This is a genomic window from Leisingera sp. M658, from assembly GCF_025144145.1.
In the GTDB taxonomy this organism is placed as follows: domain Bacteria; phylum Pseudomonadota; class Alphaproteobacteria; order Rhodobacterales; family Rhodobacteraceae; genus Leisingera.
In genome coordinates, this window is the sequence record NZ_CP083546.1 from 152,342 (window position 1) to 165,206 (window position 12,865).

Genomic DNA, 12,865 nt, shown 5'->3' on the forward strand with positions numbered 1-12,865 from the left:
AGGGTCTTATGTGCTAGAAAACCGTGGCAATGGCAACCGTCAGGACAAGACCAAGCGCCCAGGTCTGCCACAGCAGGGTCACGGAGCGGGTGATGGTTTCGGCATTGGCGCTTTTGGTACCAAATGCATGGACCCAGGGAAAGTCGCGCATCTGCCCCTCATAAGATCGCGGGCCGGCCAGTGCGGTGTCCAGCGCCCGCGCCATGGCGGCTTCGGGCCAGCCGGCATTGGGCGACCGGTGTTGTCGGGCGTCTGCAGAAATTGCACCCCAGTGGCGCAGCTGGCCGCTGGACAGGGCGATCAGCAACCCAGTAAGGCGGGCCGGGATCAGGTTCAACAGGTCGTCCAGACGGGCGGCGGCCCAGCCGAAATCCTTGTACCGGCTGGTGCGGTAGCCGATCATGCTGTCGGCGGTGTTGACCATCTTGTAAACAATCAGGCCCGGCAACCCGGCAATCAGAAACCAGAATGCAGGGGCGATGACTCCGTCCGACATGTTCTCGGCGCCGCTTTCAATGGCAGAACGGGCGGCTTGCGGCGCCGTCATGGCCGCGGTGTCGCGGCTGACGATCATGGCAACCGCTTGGCGGCCATCCTCCAGGCTGCTGCGCAGGCCCTTGGCAACGGCGGCAACATGTTCGGTCAGCGAACGCTGGGCGATCAGAATGGCTGCCACCAGGATTTCCACCAGCGTGCCGGGCAGCGACAGCAGCTTGCCAGCGATAACACCGCAAAGAACCAGCGCCAACGCGGCCAGCACGCCTTTGCCGCGGCGGTTTTGGCCGGTATTAAGCTTGCGGTCGAAGAAGCCGACTGCCTTGCCCATCAGCACCGCCGGGTGGGTGATACGGGACCACAGCCATTTGGGCTCGCCGAAAACGGCATCCAGCACGAGGGCCACCGCCAGCATGGCCGCGGTGGTCATAGCGCGGCTTCCAGCCGGTCCCAGCCGTCAGCGGGCGGCAGGCCGAGGCGCAGATAGGTTTTGGAATAAGGGAAAATGCGGCTCCAGATGCGGGCGCGGGCAAGTTTGTCCTGCCAGGTAGCGGCATCGTTAACATTGTAGAGGCGGAACAGATCGGTGCCGCCCACCAGGCTGGCGCCCTTGGCAAGCATCATCTCGTCAAGCCGCGCCGCATCCGCCCGGAGCCGGGTGCGGGTGTCTCCGGCCCAGCCGTGGTCCTGCAGGGCCAGCGCGCCAGTTCGCAGGGCCGGGCCGGAGACCGCCCAAGGGCCTTGCCACGTTGACAGAGCGGCGATCAGTTTGGGATCGCCGATCGCAAAGCCCAGCCGCAGGCCGGCGAGGCCCCAGAATTTGCCAAAGCTTTTCAGGACAATCACGCCGGGGCGGGCGGCCATGCGAATCAGGCTCTCCGTTGGGCAGACGTCGCAAAAGCTTTCGTCGATAATAGTGAGCGGTGCGGTGAGTTGATCTTCGCTCCACATCCGGCCGTCGGGGTTGTTCGGATGCACTGCGACACGGGCCTCAGCCGGGCCATCCACGCGGATTTTCCAGCCGCGGGCTTCAAAAGCGGCGGCGTGTTCGTTGTAAGTCGGTTTGGTGATCTGCACCCAGCGCGGCGCGGCCAGCGCAGGCAGGGCTGCGATCAGGGCTGATGCACCGGGGGCAGCCAGCACGGCGGCCTCATCCGGGATGTTCCAGAATGACCGCGCGGCGCGTTCGAGGTCGGCCAGCGCATCAGCATCCGGAAGTGCGCCCCAGTCTCCGGCGGTAAAGTCCGGCAGCGGATAGGGGTGCGGGTTGATACCGGTGGACAGGTCCATCCAATCGCTGCGGGTACCGCCGAATTCTGCCATGGCAACGCCCAAGTTGCCGCCGTGGTCCCTGGATGGGGCTGCATTTTCATGCGGGAGTTCAAGCATCGCGGTAGCCACCGGTTGAATGTTGCTCCGAACGGATCGGACGTCAAATCAGACACAGCGGTTCATAAAGCAACCGGGGCGGGGCGTGAACTCCCTAATTTTAGCGGTATCGGCCGGAAACGCCGGATTGACGGCTGCCCGCGGCGGATCAGCCGCGCCGGTGCGGTTCTTGCCAGTCGATATCCGGATTGACCGGGATGATCCGGTGCGGGTTGATGGTGTCGTGGCTGTAGTAATAGTGGCGCACGATATGCTGCATGCCGACGGTTTCCGCCACGCCCGGCCATTGGTACAGCTCGCGGGTATAGGCCCATAGGTTCGGGTAGTCTGCCAGCCGCTTGCGGTTGCACTTGAAATGCACGTGATAGACCGGATCAAACCGCAGGAGGGTGGTGAACAGCCGCCAGTCGGCCTCGGTCACACGGTCCCCCAGCAGGTAGCGGTGTTGCGACAGCAGGTCCTCCAGCCAGTCCAGGCTTTCAAACAGCGGCTCAACCGCGGTGTCATAAGCCTGTTGCGTGGTGGCAAAGCCGCATTTGTAGACGCCGTTGTTTATGGTGCTGTAGATGCGGGCGTTCACGGCCTCGATCGGCTCTCGCAGCTCTTCCGGCCAGTAATCGCCGGTGTTGCCGGTGATCCCGTTGAACGCTGAGTTGAGCATTCGGATGATCTCGGCGCTTTCGTTGGAAACGATGGTCTCCTGTTCCTTGTCCCATAGAACCGGCACCGTCACCCGGCCGGTATAGCCTGCATCGGCGCGGGTGTAGATCTGGTGCATATGGGAACTGCCGAACAGAGTGTCGCCGGTGGCGCCATGGTCGTCCCTGTCAAAGGTCCAGCCTTCGCCCAGCATATCGGGATGCACAACGGAAACAGAGATATGATCCTCCAGCCCCTTCAGCTTGCGGAAGATCAGCGTGCGGTGGGCCCAGGGGCAGGCGAGCGAGACAAAAAGGTGATAGCGTCCGCTTGCTGCGGGGAAGCCGCCCTTGCCCGAAGGACCAGCGCTGCCATCGGCTGTGATCCAGTTGCGGAACTGCGATTCGCTGCGTTTGAAGGCGCCGCCAGTGGATTTGGTATCATACCACTTGTCGTGCCATTTCCCGTCGATCAAAAGGCCCATCACGTCTGCTCCTGCTGCTGTGCGCAGGAAACATAGACCTGCTCAGGCCGGGTGCCTATGCAGCGCAGCGCGCAAGGCCTCTGCGTCACTGCACAAGAGCAACAAAATTGCGCGACCGTCAAATTTCCGAAAATGTTCACTTGATTTTATATGTTTGTGACGCACCGTTGAAAGAAGGACCCGAGAGACCCTAAGCATTTGGAAGGCCGGAACGATGAATACCTATGTGCCCAAAGCCGTACAGGAAGCGCTGGACACCGCCCGGCTTCAGGGGATGCGCAAGAAAAGCCGTTTGCGGGTAATGGCGGACAATGAGCTGGTCCCGGTTCTGCGGATGTGGAAGACGGGTTTTTCGGTTGAGGCAGAGACTGCGCCGATGCTGCGCGGGCTGGTCGATCTTTACGAGGGAGCGCGGCACCTGTCGCAATGCCTGATCGTTGCCAGCGAAGAAGAGGGTGGCGAGATGCGCTATGAATTCAAGCGCTCTACACCCGCTGCGGACAGGGCACCGCTGGATTTCTACAAATCCCCGGACGCACCTGCCGGGCTGATCCCCTTCGACCAGTCGCAGGGCAAGATCTGAGCTGCTGGTTCAGGGACGGATTTCAACCTCCGTCCCGATTTCTGCCAGGCGCCACAGCGTTTCCATCTGTTCATTGGTGACAGCGATGCAGCCGGCGGTCCAGTCGCCGGGCAGGGTGATCAGATTGCCCACGGAATTCGGCTGTCCATGAATGAAGATGTCGCCGCCGGGGCTGACCCCGGCCGCATGGGCCTGCTTCCTGTCTTCGGGCTGCGGATAGTTGATTCCCAGCGACAGATGATAGGCACTGTTGGGGTTGCGCCGGTCAATCAGGAATGTGCCTTCGGGCGTTTTGCCGTCACTTTCCTGAAACTTGTCACCTGCCGGCTCGAACCCTAGCGCGATAGGAAATTCCAGCACCGTCTCACCCTCGCGGCTGGCGGTCAGGCGGCGGGCTGATTTCTCAATCAGGATGCGGTCGATCCGCTCCACCGCCGCGGCCTGCGGCGGCGGTGCGGGCCGCGGCGCAAAAGCCTGCCAGGCGGCCCAGGCGGCGCCGGCCAGAACAACCAGCGCCAGCAGGCGCAGCAGGCGCTTCATGGTTATTGCAGGTCCGAGAAGGCTGCAGTCAGGCGGCGGCAGGCTTCCTCCACCCGCGACCGCTGAGTGGCCAGGTTGAACCGCTCCATGAACTCCCCCCCTGTGCCAAAGCCGTCGCCGGGCGAGGTGGCGATCTTGGCGTCTTCGCGCAGCCGTTTGAGGAATTCCTGGCGGCTCATACCGGTGCCGGAGAAATCCACCCAGGCCAGATAGGTCGATTGCAGCGGCAGTGATTCCAGCCCCGGCAGGGCGTTCACGGTCTCGTCAAACAGTCTTCGGTTGCCTTCCAGGTGGGCGATCTGGGCGTCGACCCATTCGGCGCCCTCTGGGGAATACGCGGCGGTGATCATCGCAACACCAAGCGCGCTGGGATCATAATCCAGCGTGTTCTGCCGGTGCCGCATTGCGGCGCGCAGCTCTGGGTCTGGGATGATCATGTTACCGGTCCGCTGACCGGCAATGTTGAAGGTTTTCGAGGGCGCAGTCAGAGTCACTGTCCAACCACGTGCGTCGGGGGCCGCCACGTCCATCGGCACAAAAGTGCTGCCAGTATAGACAAGATCATGATGGATCTCGTCGGAGATCAGAATCAACCCGTTGCGCTTGGCAAACTCTGCCACTGCGCGCAGTTCCTCGGCGGTCCAGACCCGGCCTGAGGGGTTCTGCGGCGAGCACCACAACAGCAGCTTCTCGGTTCCGTTCAGGCGCGATTGCGCATCGTCGAGGTCCAGATTGTAGGTGTCGCCGTCGCGCGCCAGCGGGCATTCGGTAACCTTGCGCCCCGACTTGTTCACCTTGTGCGCAAATTCATGATAAACGGGCGAGAAGATAACAGCGCCATCACCGGGCTGGCTCCAGACATCCAGGCAGAGGGCAATGGCATTGCCCAGCCCTTGCGATGTCAGTACCCAATCGGTTTCAATGTCCCAGCTGTGCCGGGTCTTCATCCACCATTGAACTGCCTGCAGATACTCCGGGTGCTGCCAGGAATAGCCGAAGACACCATGTTCGGCTGCGGCTTTGACGGCATCAATCACGCAAGGCGCAGTTTCATAGTCGGAATCCGCCGTCCACATCGCTAGACCGTCCTGCGCCGGGATGCCGTACAGTTTCTCCATCTTGTCCCATTTCGAACTGTGAGTGCCGCAGCGGTCGGTGATTTTGTCAAAATTCATGTGGTGGATTCCCGTGTCGTTGCCCGTAACTTTGCATGCGAAGCTAGTCACTGCAGCGGCACGCGCAAGGGGGCGTTGCGATGGCGCGGCTGATCGCATACATGAAGCGCATGAAACGACCGATCCTGATCCATCCCGATCCCCGTCTGAAAAAGGTCTGCGTGCCTGTGCCGGACCTGAGCGATGATTTGCGCGTGCTGGCGGATGATATGCTGGAAACCATGTATGCAGCCCCCGGCATTGGCCTGGCGGCGCCGCAGATCGGTATTCTGCAACGGCTGATCGTGCTGGATTGCATCAAGGAAGAGGACGGCGATGCACGCCCCCTGGTGATGTTCAACCCGCAGGTCCTGTCGTCCTCGGACGACACCAACGTTTATGAGGAAGGCTGCCTGTCGATCCCGGACCAGTATGCCGAAGTGACCCGTCCCAGGGTCGTAGAGGTCGAATGGATGGATCGCGACGGCAATGCGCAGCGTGAAACGTTTGACGGGCTGTGGGCCACTTGCGTGCAGCATGAGATCGACCACCTGAACGGCAAGCTGTTCATCGATTACCTGAAGCCGCTGAAGCGCCAGATGATCACCCGCAAGATGCAGAAGCTGAAGCGCGAACGCGCCCGCGCCTGAGGAAACATCAGACATGACCGTCCGCACCTGCCTGCCCTGGCCTGACAAGCGCCTGCGCACCAAGGCCGAAGAAGTGAGCGAAATCACCAGTGAGATTCGTGAAATCTGGAACGACATGGTTGATACTATGGACGCGATGCCGGGCGTGGGCCTGGCTGCTACCCAGATCGGCGCGATGCTGCGGCTGGCAGTGGTGGACGGCTCCACCGAACGCGGACGCGCGGTGAAGCTGGCCAATCCGGAGATCCTGCACGCCTCGGTCGAGCTGCGCGAGCATGACGAAGCCAGCCCCAACCTGCCGGGCGTCTCAGCCAAGATCAAACGCCCGCGTGCTGTGACCGTCCGTTTCATCAACGAACAGGGCATGGTGGACCGCAAGGATTTTATCGGGATTGAGGCCACCTCGGTACAGCATCAGATCGATCATCTGAACGGCAGGATGTATTTCGACCGTCTAAGCAAGGTGAAACGCGACATGCTGATCCGCAAGGCGAAAAAGCTGAACGGCTGAGGCCGGATTTCATTTCCCGGGCCGCTTGGGCCCGGTTCGCGCCCGGCCCCGTCCCCAGGGCGGACGCGGATCTGCCTACAGCCCGTCTTGACGGCTGCGGGCAGGGCAACCGGGGCAGGGGATGCAGATGCGTATTGTCTTCATGGGAACGCCTGATTTTTCGGTGCCGGTGCTGGATGCCCTGGTCGATGCAGGACACGAGATTGCCGCCGTTTACTGCCAGCCTCCCCGGCCTGCAGGCCGCGGCAAGAAGGACCGGCCCGCACCCGTCCACGCCCGCGCCGCGGCCTTGGGGCTGGAAGTGCGCCATCCAGTTTCTCTGAAAGGGACAGAAGAACAGGAAGCCTTTGCGGCTTTGAATGCGGATGTGGCGGTGGTTGTGGCCTATGGTCTGATCTTGCCGCAGGCCATTCTGGATGCGCCCGCGCATGGCTGCCTGAACATTCACGCCAGCCTCTTGCCGCGCTGGCGCGGGGCTGCGCCGATCCACCGGGCGATCATGGCAGGCGACGCCGAAACCGGCATCTGCATCATGCAGATGGAAGCAGGGCTCGACACCGGGCCGGTGCTGCTGCGTAAGGCTACCGCAATCGGCGCCGAGGAAACCACCGCCCAGCTGCATGACCGGCTGTCGGAAATGGGCGCTGCGCTGATCGTGGACGCCCTGAGCCGCCTGGCAGAGCTGACGCCTGAGGTGCAGCCGGAGGCGGGCGTTACCTATGCCATAAAGATCGACAAAGGCGAGGCGCAGGTAAGCTGGACCCGTCCGGCGGCAGAGGTGGACCGTCAGATCCGAGGGCTGTCGCCCTTCCCCGGCGCCTGGTGCGAAATCAAGGGCCAGCGGGTCAAGCTGCTGGCTTCGCGATTGGCAAAGGGCCAAGGCGCGCCGGGCGAAGTTCTGGATGACAATCTGACAATCGCTTGCGGGTCCGGCGCGGTCCAGCTGTTGCGCTTGCAACGGGCAGGTAAAAGCGCGCAGGATCCCGAAGTATTCTTACGTGGCTACCCTGTTTCGAAGGGCTGCCGCCTGTAACCGGGAGCCCGGCATGATTCTGACCTTGATGGGCACCGTGGTGATAGCCGGTATTGTCGGCTACGCTTCTGAACGCAGCGGCTTTACCAGCAATGGCTATGTGCCATCGATCATCATTTGCACTGGTGGTGCGTTCCTGTTCTATTTCATGCGGCTGATGTTCGGCATCGGCTTCAGCGCGCCGGGCTGGAATGCGATTGCCTCTTCCGTCGGGGCCTTGGTGATCGTGCCGACCCATTGGCGCAGATAGGGAGATTGCTATGCCCGTTCTTGCTTTGATTATCATCGGCGCTGCGGCAGGTTTCCTGGCGACCCGGCTGATGCGGCTTGAAACCGATATCATCACTACTGTTGTGATCGGCATGGCCGGTGCATTGATCGGCGGGCTGGTGCTGCGTGCCCTGCTAGCGGTCATGGGGTTCATGGCCGGCTTTGCCGGCGCGGTACTGGGTGCTTTGGTGCTGATCTGGCTTTGGCAGCGCTACCTGGGCAAGTAATCCCGGCTGAGGTACGCAGGCCACAGCCGGGGGGAGAACGGGCGATTTCTGCTGCACCGGGCCGCTGAATGAATACAATATCTCAACCGCTGAGCAACGCGGTGGGAAATCGAGGCAGAGGGCATTTGCAGATGACACAGGACAGCGGCCAGCCCGGCGCGCCGAACGTGGTGGTTGTGACCACCATGAAGGATGAAGGCGCTTACATTCTCGACTGGATCAGCCACTACAAATCCATTGGTGTCAGCGATTTTGTCATCTTCACCAATGAATGCTCCGATCCCACGGACCACATCCTGCGCTGCCTGCACCGGATGGGTGTAATCGAACACCGGTTCAGCCGGGTGGTGCGCCGCGGCCCGCACAAAAGCGCACTGATGTGGGCGGAATACGAGCCCAAGGTGAACAATGCTGACTGGGTTCTGGTGATCGACGTCGATGAATATCTGCAGATCAATTCCGGTGACGGCACGTTACCAGGGCTGCTGGCAGAGCGGGCGGATGCAGATGCGGTTTCCTTTGTTTGGCGCATTTTCGGCAATGCAGGGGTTGGGACTGTGGACCATCCCCCGGTGCCGCAGGCCTTTGTGCTGGCTGAACCTGCGGCGGGGCTCCAGGATGAACACCGGTTCTTCAAGACCGCGTTCCGCAAAAATGGAAAATTCACCCGTATGGGGGTTCACCGCCCTTTTCTTGCGGACACGGCGGGCGAGGTGAACTGGCAGCTTGCCGATGGCACACGCCTGCCGGAGGATGAGCTGGAAGGCGCCCTCTACGTGCGCGGCGGCTACGGCTATTCCGCAGCGCAGCTCAACCACTATGCGCTGCGCTCCCGTGACGGGTTCCTGAACAAGAAAGCCCGCGGCCGGGCAAACCATTTCACCTCCTCCATTGAACCAAGCTACTGGCATAAGTTTGACAGGAATGAAGAAGAAGACCGGCGGCTGGCGGACAATTTCTCAGCCGCGCTGCAGATCAAGGAAGATCTGCTGCAAGACGCCAATCTGCGGGAGTACCATGAAATGGCGCTGGTCTGGCATCGGCGCAAGGGTCGGAAAGCCAGGATCAGCAAGGACGGCCAGGAGTTTCTGAACTCCTTGGATGACAGCCGCAAAACCGCTTGATTGCGGCTGATTGGTAGCCGGTGCCATCAGTATCAGCGTGTCTTGGTTTCCGGTGCCGCCAGATTGAGCAGACTTGCTCCGCAGCAGCCGCGTATCTGATTGCGCTGGTGACAGTTTCCGGATCCGGGTTGTGAAGACTGGGTTCACAATCAGGTATTTCCGGTTGATTGGAGGAGGCGCCCATTGCTCTGACCGCAAGCCGGCCTTAACTGCGCGGCGGGCGGCTTTTGTAGACAGGCAGGTGCCAGCCGAACAGGATGGAACCTGCCCGCAAGGTCCAGCACACACCGGCGCAGGCCAGCAGGGCAAACCGCACCTCCAGCCCCAGCCAGATCATCATAACGGCGGTGATCGCGCCTGCCATGGCGCAGGAGATGTACAGCTCACCCTGTTTCAGCACCAATGGCACCTCGTTGCAGACGACGTCGCGCATCAAACCGCCCATGGTTCCGGTGGCCATGCCCATCAGCACGGTGATCACCGGCGGGCTGTCCAGCGCCAGCGCGGCACCTGTCCCCGCGGGGACAGCTACGGCTAGCGCAAAACTGTCGAGCCACACGACCCAGCGCAACCGGCTTTCCAGCAGATGCGCAGAGAAGAACACGGCCACTGCTGCAAAGGCTGCAAGCAGGATGTAATTCGGGTTGCCGATCCAAAACACCGGATTGCGGTCCAAGAGCAGGTCGCGCAGCGTGCCGCCGCCAAGCGCGGTCAGGCAGGCCACAAAGGCAAAGCCGACAATATCAAGCTGTGCCCGGCTGGCCACCAGTGCGCCGGACAGGGCAAAAACCAGAACAGAAGCGTAGTCCAGCAGCGCCAGAAATGTCATAGGCGGTGCGCTTGCATCAGGCGCTTTTCTTTTTCTTGAAGGGCGCCATGCCCGCGCGGGCCAGCTCATCCGCGCGTTCGTTCTCCGGGTGGCCAGCGTGGCCCTTGACCCATTCCCAAGTCACTTTGTGGCGGGCTTGCGCTTCGTCCAGGCGCTGCCACAGCTCGACGTTTTTGACCGGCTTCTTGCTGGAGGTTTTCCAGCCGTTTCTCTTCCAGCCGAAGATCCAGCCGGTGACGCCGTTCTTCACATAGGCCGAGTCGGTCACCACGGTGAGCGTGGACGGGCGCGCCAGGCTTTCCAGCGCGTTAATCGCCGCCAGCAGCTCCATCCGGTTGTTGGTGGTTTCGGCTTCGCCACCCTTCAGTTCTTTCTCCTTGACGACGGTGTCTCCATCCATCGCACGCAGCAACGCACCCCATCCGCCGGGGCCGGGGTTGCCGGAGCAGGCGCCGTCGGTATAGGCAAACAGCTCAGCCATGGGCGGTCACCAGAATGAAGGGGGCCATGGTGCCATCCAGGCCCTCAGCCTCGCCGAATTTGCGGGTTTTCACGTCAAAGCCAGTCTGTTCCAGAAGCTGCACCAGTTCGTCCTCAGAGTAATAGGTATAGAGGCGGCCGATACCGTCGCGGGCTTCGCCTTCCCCCAGTTTCATGCCGATGTGAAACACACCGCCGGGTTTCAGCGCCTGCTTGAGGGCTGCCAGATGCCGGGGCATATCGGCGCGCGGGGCGTGCAGTAAGCTGAAATTGGCCCAGATGCCATCATAGACCCCGGTGCCTCCGATCTGATCGAAGGTCGCCCGGCGGGCGTTGACGCCAGCATGCTGGTCCGCCAATGCGACCATCTCTGCAGAGGCGTCCAGCGCGTCAGCTTGCAGACCGGATTGGGCCATGGCCGCAGCGGAGATACCGGGGCCGCAGCCGAGGTCAAGCACCCGGCCACCCTTGGGGCAGGCTTCGATGAAGGCCGCCAGGCTTGGGTCGTTTCCGGCTTGCTCATCTGTCAGCGCGGCATAATCGGCAGCGCGGCTGTCGTAGACGCGGATGGTTTCAGAATCGGTCATACTGCGGTCTCCGAAGGCTCAGGCGCGTTCCAGCGCTAGCCGGGCGGCGAGGCCTGCAAACACGGCAGCAAAGCCGCGGCTCATCCATTTCAGCACCCGCTCGCTGTTCAGCAGATAATTGCGGGCCTGTGCGGCAAACAGCCCGTAGAACACAAAAATGACGAAGGTCATCATCATGAACACCAGTCCCAGAACGGACATCTCCAGCGTTGCGCTGGCGGGGGTGCCGCTCAGGAACGGCGGGAGCAGGGCCAGAAAGAACACCGACAGTTTGGGGTTCAGAATGTTGATCAGCGCTCCGCGCCAGGCGATGGTCCAGCCGGGCTGGCTGGTTCGCTTTGAACTGACGGCCAGGACGCCGCCGCTGCGCAGGGCCTGCCAGGCCAGATAAAGCAGATAGGCAACGCCTGCGGCCTTGACGATCTGGAACAGCAGCGCCGAGCTGTGCAGAACCGCCGCCAGCCCAAGGGTCGCAGCAGCCAGGTGCGGAAGAATGCCGAAGGTGCAGCCAAGCGCGGCCCAGATCGCAGCGCGGCGGCCTTGGCCAAGGCCCAGGGCCAATGTGTAAATGACGCCGGTACCCGGGGCGAGGACAACAACAAAGGCGGTGATCAGAAATTGCAGAGTAATCATCAATGCGGCTCCAGAAAAAATGTCCGAGTGCTTTTGGGTAACATGATTAGCGTAGCGCAGGTGTGTTTTCTGTGACTTTTGCCGCAATCCGGCCGCGTTTCGTCAGGCGGTTTCGCGCAACACCTTGGGCACCTTGAATTCCACGGTTTCAACAGCGGTTTCCACCACCTCGACCGTCACGTCATAGCGGGTGCGGAAGGCGTCGATCACTTCGTTGACCAGCAGTTCCGGAGCGGATGCGCCGGCGGTGATGGCAACCGAGCCGATGCCCTCCAGCGCGCGCCAGTCGATGTTGTCCGCGCGTTGCACCAATTGGGCGTAATCGCAGCCATTTTTGGCGCCGACCTCGACCAGGCGGCGGGAATTCGAGGAGTTCGGCGCCCCGACCACCAGAAGGGCATCCGCCTTGGGCGCCACCGATTTCACCGCCTCCTGGCGGTTGGTGGTGGCGTAGCAGATATCTTCCTTGTGCGGGCCGGTAATGTTCGGGAACCGCTGGTGCAACGCTGCCACGATGCCCTTGGTGTCATCGACCGACAGGGTGGTCTGGGTGACATAGGCCAGCTGATCCGGGTCGCGCACGTCCACCGCGGCCACGTCCTCGACGGTTTCCACCAGCAGCACCTCGCCGTCGGGCAGCTGTCCCATGGTGCCAATGGTTTCGGGGTGGCCCTTGTGGCCGATCATGATCATCTGCAGGCCGGCTTCAGCGTGGCGCTGGGCCTCGATATGCACCTTGGAGACCAGCGGGCAGGTGGCATCGACAAAGATCATCTCGCGCGCTTCGGCAGCGGCAGGCACCGATTTGGGAACCCCGTGGGCGGAGAAGATCACCGGGCGGTCGTCAGGGCATTCGTCCAACTCCTCGACAAATACCGCGCCCTTGTCGCGCAACGAGTCGACGACGAATTTGTTGTGCACGATTTCGTGGCGCACATAGACCGGCGCCCCCCATTTCCCGATCGCCATTTCGACAATCTTGATGGCGCGGTCCACACCGGCGCAAAAGCCGCGCGGCGCAGCAAGGTAGAGTGTCAGGGCTGGCTTGGTCATTGGCGTCTCCTTGCGGCCAGAGGTAAGCGGTTTGGGCCGCAAGGTCCAGTGCCGGCGCGGCCGCAGCCGGTGCCTGCGGAACTTGCCGCAGCGGCCGGCCGCAAAAAGGCTGGAAGGGCCGCGCGGACAGCGGTGATTGTATGAAAAAGACAATTTCTGCCTCTAAGGGGCAGAGGCTGGCGCG

The 12,865-nt window shown here is 62.0% G+C and carries 17 protein-coding genes; 7 read left to right on the plus strand and 10 right to left on the minus strand.

Going from position 1 to position 12,865, the window contains the following annotated elements; translation table 11 throughout:
* Positions 1–13 precede the first annotated feature (13 nt).
* The 3 genes from cbiB to K3724_RS00800 form a co-directional block, all read right to left on the minus strand.
* On the minus strand, positions 14–925 hold the full coding sequence (gene cbiB, locus K3724_RS00790) for an adenosylcobinamide-phosphate synthase CbiB (protein ID WP_259989181.1): 912 nt from the start codon (positions 923–925) through the stop codon (positions 14–16).
* Positions 922–1,884 carry a threonine-phosphate decarboxylase gene (locus K3724_RS00795; RefSeq protein WP_259989183.1) on the minus strand — a complete coding sequence of 321 codons (963 nt, stop codon included), beginning with the start codon at positions 1,882–1,884 and terminating at the stop codon, positions 922–924. Before K3724_RS00795 ends, cbiB begins: the two co-directional genes overlap by 4 nt.
* A gap of 148 nt (positions 1,885–2,032) precedes the next feature.
* Complete coding sequence (locus K3724_RS00800) at positions 2,033–3,007, minus strand: glutathione S-transferase family protein (protein ID WP_259989185.1); 975 nt, start codon at positions 3,005–3,007, stop codon at positions 2,033–2,035.
* 214 nt (positions 3,008–3,221) lie between these two features.
* On the opposite strand from K3724_RS00800, the gene K3724_RS00805 reads away from it, so the two are divergent.
* A complete protein-coding gene (locus K3724_RS00805; RefSeq protein WP_027257273.1) occupies positions 3,222–3,590 on the plus strand; it encodes a hypothetical protein in 369 nt (122 codons plus the stop codon).
* Positions 3,591–3,599: 9 nt separating this feature from the next.
* Here K3724_RS00805 and K3724_RS00810 read toward each other — a convergent pair whose 3' ends face one another.
* The gene (locus K3724_RS00810) at positions 3,600–4,130 is read right to left on the minus strand and encodes a murein L,D-transpeptidase family protein (protein WP_259989187.1); all 531 of its coding nucleotides are present in this window, start codon (positions 4,128–4,130) and stop codon (positions 3,600–3,602) included.
* 2 nt (positions 4,131–4,132) lie between these two features.
* The gene (locus K3724_RS00815; RefSeq protein ID WP_259989189.1) at positions 4,133–5,305 is read right to left on the minus strand and encodes a MalY/PatB family protein; all 1,173 of its coding nucleotides are present in this window, start codon (positions 5,303–5,305) and stop codon (positions 4,133–4,135) included.
* A 110-nt stretch (positions 5,306–5,415) separates the two neighbouring features.
* Between K3724_RS00815 and def (K3724_RS00820) the strand changes: the two genes are divergently transcribed.
* The 6 genes from def (K3724_RS00820) (at position 5,416) to K3724_RS00845 (ending at position 9,099) form a co-directional block, all read left to right on the plus strand.
* The gene (gene def / locus K3724_RS00820; protein ID WP_259989191.1) at positions 5,416–5,934 is read left to right on the plus strand and encodes a peptide deformylase; all 519 of its coding nucleotides are present in this window, start codon (positions 5,416–5,418) and stop codon (positions 5,932–5,934) included.
* A gap of 13 nt (positions 5,935–5,947) precedes the next feature.
* Entirely contained in the window at positions 5,948–6,445 is a 498-nt protein-coding gene (gene def / locus K3724_RS00825; RefSeq protein ID WP_259989193.1) for a peptide deformylase, read from the plus strand.
* Between the two features lie 127 nt (positions 6,446–6,572).
* Positions 6,573–7,478 (plus strand): methionyl-tRNA formyltransferase, encoded by a 906-nt coding sequence (gene fmt, locus K3724_RS00830; RefSeq protein ID WP_259989195.1) that lies wholly within the window; start codon positions 6,573–6,575, stop codon positions 7,476–7,478.
* A 13-nt stretch (positions 7,479–7,491) separates the two neighbouring features.
* The gene (locus K3724_RS00835; protein ID WP_259989197.1) at positions 7,492–7,728 is read left to right on the plus strand and encodes a hypothetical protein; all 237 of its coding nucleotides are present in this window, start codon (positions 7,492–7,494) and stop codon (positions 7,726–7,728) included.
* 10 nt (positions 7,729–7,738) lie between these two features.
* On the plus strand, positions 7,739–7,975 hold the full coding sequence (locus K3724_RS00840; protein ID WP_259989199.1) for a GlsB/YeaQ/YmgE family stress response membrane protein: 237 nt from the start codon (positions 7,739–7,741) through the stop codon (positions 7,973–7,975).
* Positions 7,976–8,106: 131 nt separating this feature from the next.
* Positions 8,107–9,099 (plus strand): glycosyltransferase family 2 protein, encoded by a 993-nt coding sequence (locus tag K3724_RS00845; protein ID WP_259989201.1) that lies wholly within the window; start codon positions 8,107–8,109, stop codon positions 9,097–9,099.
* 205 nt (positions 9,100–9,304) lie between these two features.
* On the opposite strand, the gene K3724_RS00850 is transcribed toward K3724_RS00845, so the two are convergent.
* The 5 genes from K3724_RS00850 to ispH form a co-directional block, all read right to left on the minus strand.
* Positions 9,305–9,928 carry a trimeric intracellular cation channel family protein gene (locus tag K3724_RS00850; protein WP_259989204.1) on the minus strand — a complete coding sequence of 208 codons (624 nt, stop codon included), beginning with the start codon at positions 9,926–9,928 and terminating at the stop codon, positions 9,305–9,307.
* A 16-nt stretch (positions 9,929–9,944) separates the two neighbouring features.
* Positions 9,945–10,409 (minus strand): ribonuclease HI, encoded by a 465-nt coding sequence (gene rnhA / locus K3724_RS00855; RefSeq protein ID WP_134830827.1) that lies wholly within the window; start codon positions 10,407–10,409, stop codon positions 9,945–9,947.
* A complete protein-coding gene (locus K3724_RS00860) occupies positions 10,402–10,995 on the minus strand; it encodes a class I SAM-dependent methyltransferase (RefSeq protein WP_259989206.1) in 594 nt (197 codons plus the stop codon). The genes rnhA and K3724_RS00860 overlap by 8 nt, the downstream gene beginning before the upstream one ends.
* An 18-nt stretch (positions 10,996–11,013) precedes the next feature.
* Complete coding sequence (locus K3724_RS00865; protein ID WP_237455849.1) at positions 11,014–11,628, minus strand: LysE family translocator; 615 nt, start codon at positions 11,626–11,628, stop codon at positions 11,014–11,016.
* 102 nt (positions 11,629–11,730) lie between these two features.
* Positions 11,731–12,681 carry a 4-hydroxy-3-methylbut-2-enyl diphosphate reductase gene (gene ispH, locus K3724_RS00870; RefSeq protein WP_259989208.1) on the minus strand — a complete coding sequence of 317 codons (951 nt, stop codon included), beginning with the start codon at positions 12,679–12,681 and terminating at the stop codon, positions 11,731–11,733.
* Positions 12,682–12,865 lie beyond the last annotated feature (184 nt).

What these genes read in the sequence shown, in the direction of transcription:
- cbiB (WP_259989181.1), bottom strand. Translation starts at nt 925, where the DNA reads ATGACCACCGCGGCCATGCTGGCGGTGGCCCTCGTGCTGGATGCCGTT.
- K3724_RS00795 (WP_259989183.1), bottom strand. Translation starts at nt 1,884, where the DNA reads ATGCTTGAACTCCCGCATGAAAATGCAGCCCCATCCAGGGACCACGGC.
- K3724_RS00800 (WP_259989185.1), bottom strand. Translation starts at nt 3,007, where the DNA reads ATGGGCCTTTTGATCGACGGGAAATGGCACGACAAGTGGTATGATACC.
- K3724_RS00805 (WP_027257273.1), top strand. Translation starts at nt 3,222, where the DNA reads ATGAATACCTATGTGCCCAAAGCCGTACAGGAAGCGCTGGACACCGCC.
- K3724_RS00810 (WP_259989187.1), bottom strand. Translation starts at nt 4,130, where the DNA reads ATGAAGCGCCTGCTGCGCCTGCTGGCGCTGGTTGTTCTGGCCGGCGCC.
- K3724_RS00815 (WP_259989189.1), bottom strand. Translation starts at nt 5,305, where the DNA reads ATGAATTTTGACAAAATCACCGACCGCTGCGGCACTCACAGTTCGAAA.
- def (WP_259989191.1), top strand. Translation starts at nt 5,416, where the DNA reads ATGAAACGACCGATCCTGATCCATCCCGATCCCCGTCTGAAAAAGGTC.
- def (WP_259989193.1), top strand. Translation starts at nt 5,948, where the DNA reads ATGACCGTCCGCACCTGCCTGCCCTGGCCTGACAAGCGCCTGCGCACC.
- fmt (WP_259989195.1), top strand. Translation starts at nt 6,573, where the DNA reads ATGCGTATTGTCTTCATGGGAACGCCTGATTTTTCGGTGCCGGTGCTG.
- K3724_RS00835 (WP_259989197.1), top strand. Translation starts at nt 7,492, where the DNA reads ATGATTCTGACCTTGATGGGCACCGTGGTGATAGCCGGTATTGTCGGC.
- K3724_RS00840 (WP_259989199.1), top strand. Translation starts at nt 7,739, where the DNA reads ATGCCCGTTCTTGCTTTGATTATCATCGGCGCTGCGGCAGGTTTCCTG.
- K3724_RS00845 (WP_259989201.1), top strand. Translation starts at nt 8,107, where the DNA reads ATGACACAGGACAGCGGCCAGCCCGGCGCGCCGAACGTGGTGGTTGTG.
- K3724_RS00850 (WP_259989204.1), bottom strand. Translation starts at nt 9,928, where the DNA reads ATGACATTTCTGGCGCTGCTGGACTACGCTTCTGTTCTGGTTTTTGCC.
- rnhA (WP_134830827.1), bottom strand. Translation starts at nt 10,409, where the DNA reads ATGGCTGAGCTGTTTGCCTATACCGACGGCGCCTGCTCCGGCAACCCC.
- K3724_RS00860 (WP_259989206.1), bottom strand. Translation starts at nt 10,995, where the DNA reads ATGACCGATTCTGAAACCATCCGCGTCTACGACAGCCGCGCTGCCGAT.
- K3724_RS00865 (WP_237455849.1), bottom strand. Translation starts at nt 11,628, where the DNA reads ATGATTACTCTGCAATTTCTGATCACCGCCTTTGTTGTTGTCCTCGCC.
- ispH (WP_259989208.1), bottom strand. Translation starts at nt 12,681, where the DNA reads ATGACCAAGCCAGCCCTGACACTCTACCTTGCTGCGCCGCGCGGCTTT.